Source organism: Candidatus Latescibacterota bacterium, assembly GCA_019038625.1.
Classification (GTDB): domain Bacteria; phylum Krumholzibacteriota; class Krumholzibacteriia; order Krumholzibacteriales; family Krumholzibacteriaceae; genus JAGLYV01.
Genome location: JAHOYU010000075.1, coordinates 1 through 3,627, shown reverse-complemented (window position 1 = coordinate 3,627; position 3,627 = coordinate 1). Strand labels below are relative to the sequence as shown.

Below are 3,627 nucleotides of genomic sequence, written 5' to 3'. Positions count from 1 at the left end.
TTTTGAAGCTCCCGGATGTTGCCCGGCCATTGGTGGTTTAAAAAAACTTTCATGATTTTTGCCGAAATAAACGGCCGTTTTCCACCGTTACAAGGAATTAACGGCCGTTTTCCTTCCTTGCAAACAGATTTCATGAAATGCTCCACCAGCAACGGAATGTCCTCTGCCCGCTCTCTTAGGGGGGGCATATGTATGGGGACTACATGGATTCTGTAAAAGAAATCTTCGCGCATCAATCCCTGTTTGACCCGGTCTTTAATATTTTTATTGGTTGCTCCAATAATTCTGACATCCGTTTTATGAGCCTTTTCACCGCCGACAGGTATGAATTCTCCTCCTTCAAGAGCCCGCAGCAGTTTAACCTGCATATTGAGGGATAATTCACCCACTTCATCTAAAAATAAGGTTCCTCCATGGGCAAGGTCAAAAAAACCCGATTTATCTCAGTGGTGAAGCATAAATGCAGCGCAGGTGGTTTTCACAAGGCCACGGCAAGATTTTTGCCTTCTGCTGGGTCACCTTGACGCAAAAGTGTGCAAAAAATCAGCGTGTTGCCCTCGCTCCCGCAAAGAATATTTGCGTTGGGACATAGTATTGTCTGCCCCGTTGTTACCTGGGGTGTATTCCGTTGGATCTGACCGGGCTGGCTGCTTATACCAACCGAAGTTGGAAATGAGCAGCAAGTCGCTGCCGCACCCATAGGGGGTCAAGCCATGGGCCGCTCAAGGTTTCACGAACAAAACCGATGAAGCCTCGCACGCCAAACTCACGTACCATTTCCACAAGACGCTCGCAGTTGTGGGACAGGATATTGATTAGGTGCCCCAATCTCATCAGGTAGTGATAGCCCTTCATTGCATTCCAGTTGTAAGAGAACAGGTGCTCATACTGGTAGCCCTGGCGTTTCTCCACCAAGAAGCCGGACTCGATACCCCACCGGTGGCGCGCAGCTAGATTGCAGCGTTGGTGTGTATTCCGCCTGTTCAAGGGTTCGCTGGAAATCCAAGCGTGCCGTGATTGCACGGTAACAGTTTCAGTAGAATCTTTGGCTATCTCCTGCCAGCTTTCTTCACAAACGACCACATGGACAATCTGTCTTTTGAATTTCTTGGTGTCATAATAATACTCGATATCATTGACCCACTCAAATCGCTGCCTTCGATTACCCCAGTTCATCTTGAGACTATTGTTTGCCTCAAGCTGTTTAAGCCCATTGTATTCCTCCCAGACGCTCTTTAAGCTTTTGTTCTGCAACACCATCATGAAATCCCATTTGTTCTTACGACACAACTCCATCATTGGTCCATTGGGATACAGCCCGTCCAAGAGCACCATGATAGGAAGATGACAAAATTCAGCCTTCAGCCGTTTAGCCAATCGCTTAAATGCCTTCTGTTCACAGTCCTGTTTTTCTGTATTGGTATCACCTTCCGCATAGTTTGAAAACTCACTCATTAAAGGAATCGTCATTCCATTTGAAAATGCCAGACTTGCTTCCAGCACTAACACATAATACTGCATTTGGCTGTCGTCGCCGCTTTTAATTTCGCGCTCCAGCCATTCCTCGCTCCACAGAGGATTGCGAACTGCTTTCTGCGTGCCATCGATGGCTATGGGATAACGACCATCGACCAGATACCGGGCAAACTTCTTATTCCGGATTAGCTTTCGCACCAAGGCGACAGTAGCACTTTCAATTTCACTGACCTCAATCCTGGCTAACAACCGCATCAGGGAATCATTGTGAGGTAGATCCTCTAACTCAGGAAACAGCAGTGTCAGGTTCTCCTTGAACTGTGGGCGGGTCATCTCACGGTTCGCTTCGCGTCTGGAAGACATCTGAAGGACAAAGGTCATAATGCCGTATATCAACAGCATCGTAAGTTTGTGTTTTGTCTTCTTGGGATTGCGCGGATCCTCTATCTTTGAGAGCCGTTTTAACAGCATCGGCAAGTGCGCGCGGAACACTCGCATCTGTTCGGTGGTAGCTTCCTGCCGTGCTTGCTTCTCTTCTTGCACGCTGGTGTATTGACTCTTGTGGTTGGGTAGGGACACCTTGATCGGTGCTTTTAGCCCTTGGGCTTGCTGCCTTTCACGTAATGCTTTGCCGGCTTCTCTTCTGCCCTTTCTTAGCAGCTCTATCTGTTCCTGGTTTGGCCTGTGGCTCATTGTTCCATCCCTCCTCTGAGTCTGTGTGAACACAAAAGAGAACGGAACCCCTTTTCCAGAGGCCTGGTAAAGATCATCTTTGGGCTCGTACGGTAATGTTTGCCCTTGCGTACAAGACCCTCTCCGGTGGTCATGCCCAAATACTGCCAATTGGCCGCCTTGTAGCAACTCCCGGAATACTGTGCAGGATCTACAAAAGTCTCGACCAAAACAGGGCTGTATCCCCAGCGACACTGCCAATCAACCCTCAGACGCCTTGCAACCTGTCCCAAAACGTGACTGGCAAGATTCTTGACTTCAACCCACGGAAAAATCAAGAACCGACAGTTGTTGATTACCCAAGGCAGGTTCCTTAGCCGTTCCTGTTGCGCCCAGCCGATCCATTGGTCTCGAGCCCCCAGAGCTTTGGCAGCTCCTGCAAACATCATGCACCCCAGCAAATCTTGATCAGATTCAACAAGATACCTCAGGCAATACCCGAAAGGCTTCTTGTATCCCAAATAGTGGTAGCGACTGATGTATTCATTGCACAGCCCAGTGGATTCCTCGTCAGATACGGCCTTAACTCTTACCGGTCCGATATTCCCCAGTTTCCCCCTGATATCAGCCCTATGATCGGTCCTTCTCGTTGGAACAATCGGTCTTTGGGTATGATCCTGGCGATACTGCTCCTGTATTGCCGGCAACTGTATCAAACCCTTACTCTCCAGTTTCTCCAGCAGTTTCATGCAAGCGTTGATCTTGCTGCCACCAGTCAGCGTCACCCATCCCAGATGCTCACTGATTGTCGCTGCCAGTTCGGTACGACTCAAACTCGGAAAAAGACCAACCGTTTCCTGAATGTCATCAAGCTCTTGTCCGGTAATCTCACGACCGGATTGAAAAACCACCTTCCTCTGTCCTCTCGGCATAGCCTGGCACCTCCCTATGGATTAACCCACGCTATCCATAGCAGATCTCTATTCGAGTGTCTATACCTATTTGCGACAAAAAAAATTCTCGATACTCATAAACGGGTGTCTACATTGAAGATGTCAACATGCGCTTCACCATTGGGAAAAAGGGAGCAATTCTTGGTGAATCACCGGACACAGCCGGATCGTGATTGACAGATACCCGTTATGGTCGAGGGTTAATTCATGCGGGAGAGTTGTTTGAAAAAATCTACAGCCGCTTTGCTTTCCCAGCGACGGGGACCTAGTGCTTTACCGATGATATCGCCGTTTTTATTCAAGACGAATGTCGTTGGAATTTGAGCGATCCCGAATTTTTTGGAGGCGTGACCCTTCGGATCAAGCAGCGCCGCAAAGGTCAAATTTCGTTTTTTGAAAAATTCACCGACTTTCCTGGCAGACTCTTTAAGGCTCACAGACACCATGATAAATTCCTGGCCCTGTAATTTTTTGTGAAGCTTTTCCATGGCCGGCATCTCCTTCCGACAGGGGGGGCACCAGGTGG

General features: G+C 48.6%; 3 protein-coding genes and 1 pseudogene. All 4 read right to left on the bottom strand.

Annotation, left to right across the window (positions count from 1 at the left end):
• Positions 1–440: pseudogene (locus KOO63_05310) on the bottom strand (sigma 54-interacting transcriptional regulator).
• A gap of 211 nt (positions 441–651) precedes the next feature.
• Positions 652–2,169, bottom strand: a complete 1,518-nt coding sequence (locus tag KOO63_05305; GenBank protein MBU8921219.1) for a transposase family protein — start codon at positions 2,167–2,169, stop codon at positions 652–654.
• Entirely contained in the window at positions 2,166–3,080 is a 915-nt protein-coding gene (locus KOO63_05300) for a DUF4338 domain-containing protein (protein ID MBU8921218.1), read from the bottom strand. Before KOO63_05300 ends, KOO63_05305 begins: the two co-directional genes overlap by 4 nt.
• Positions 3,081–3,301: 221 nt before the next feature.
• Positions 3,302–3,627: TlpA family protein disulfide reductase (locus KOO63_05295; protein ID MBU8921217.1), on the bottom strand; the 326-nt coding region annotated here is incomplete at its 5' end.

Coding starts and splice junctions, on each gene's coding strand:
- KOO63_05305 (MBU8921219.1), bottom strand. CDS start 2,169: ATGAGCCACAGGCCAAACCAGGAACAGATAGAGCTGCTAAGAAAGGGC.
- KOO63_05300 (MBU8921218.1), bottom strand. CDS start 3,080: ATGCCGAGAGGACAGAGGAAGGTGGTTTTTCAATCCGGTCGTGAGATT.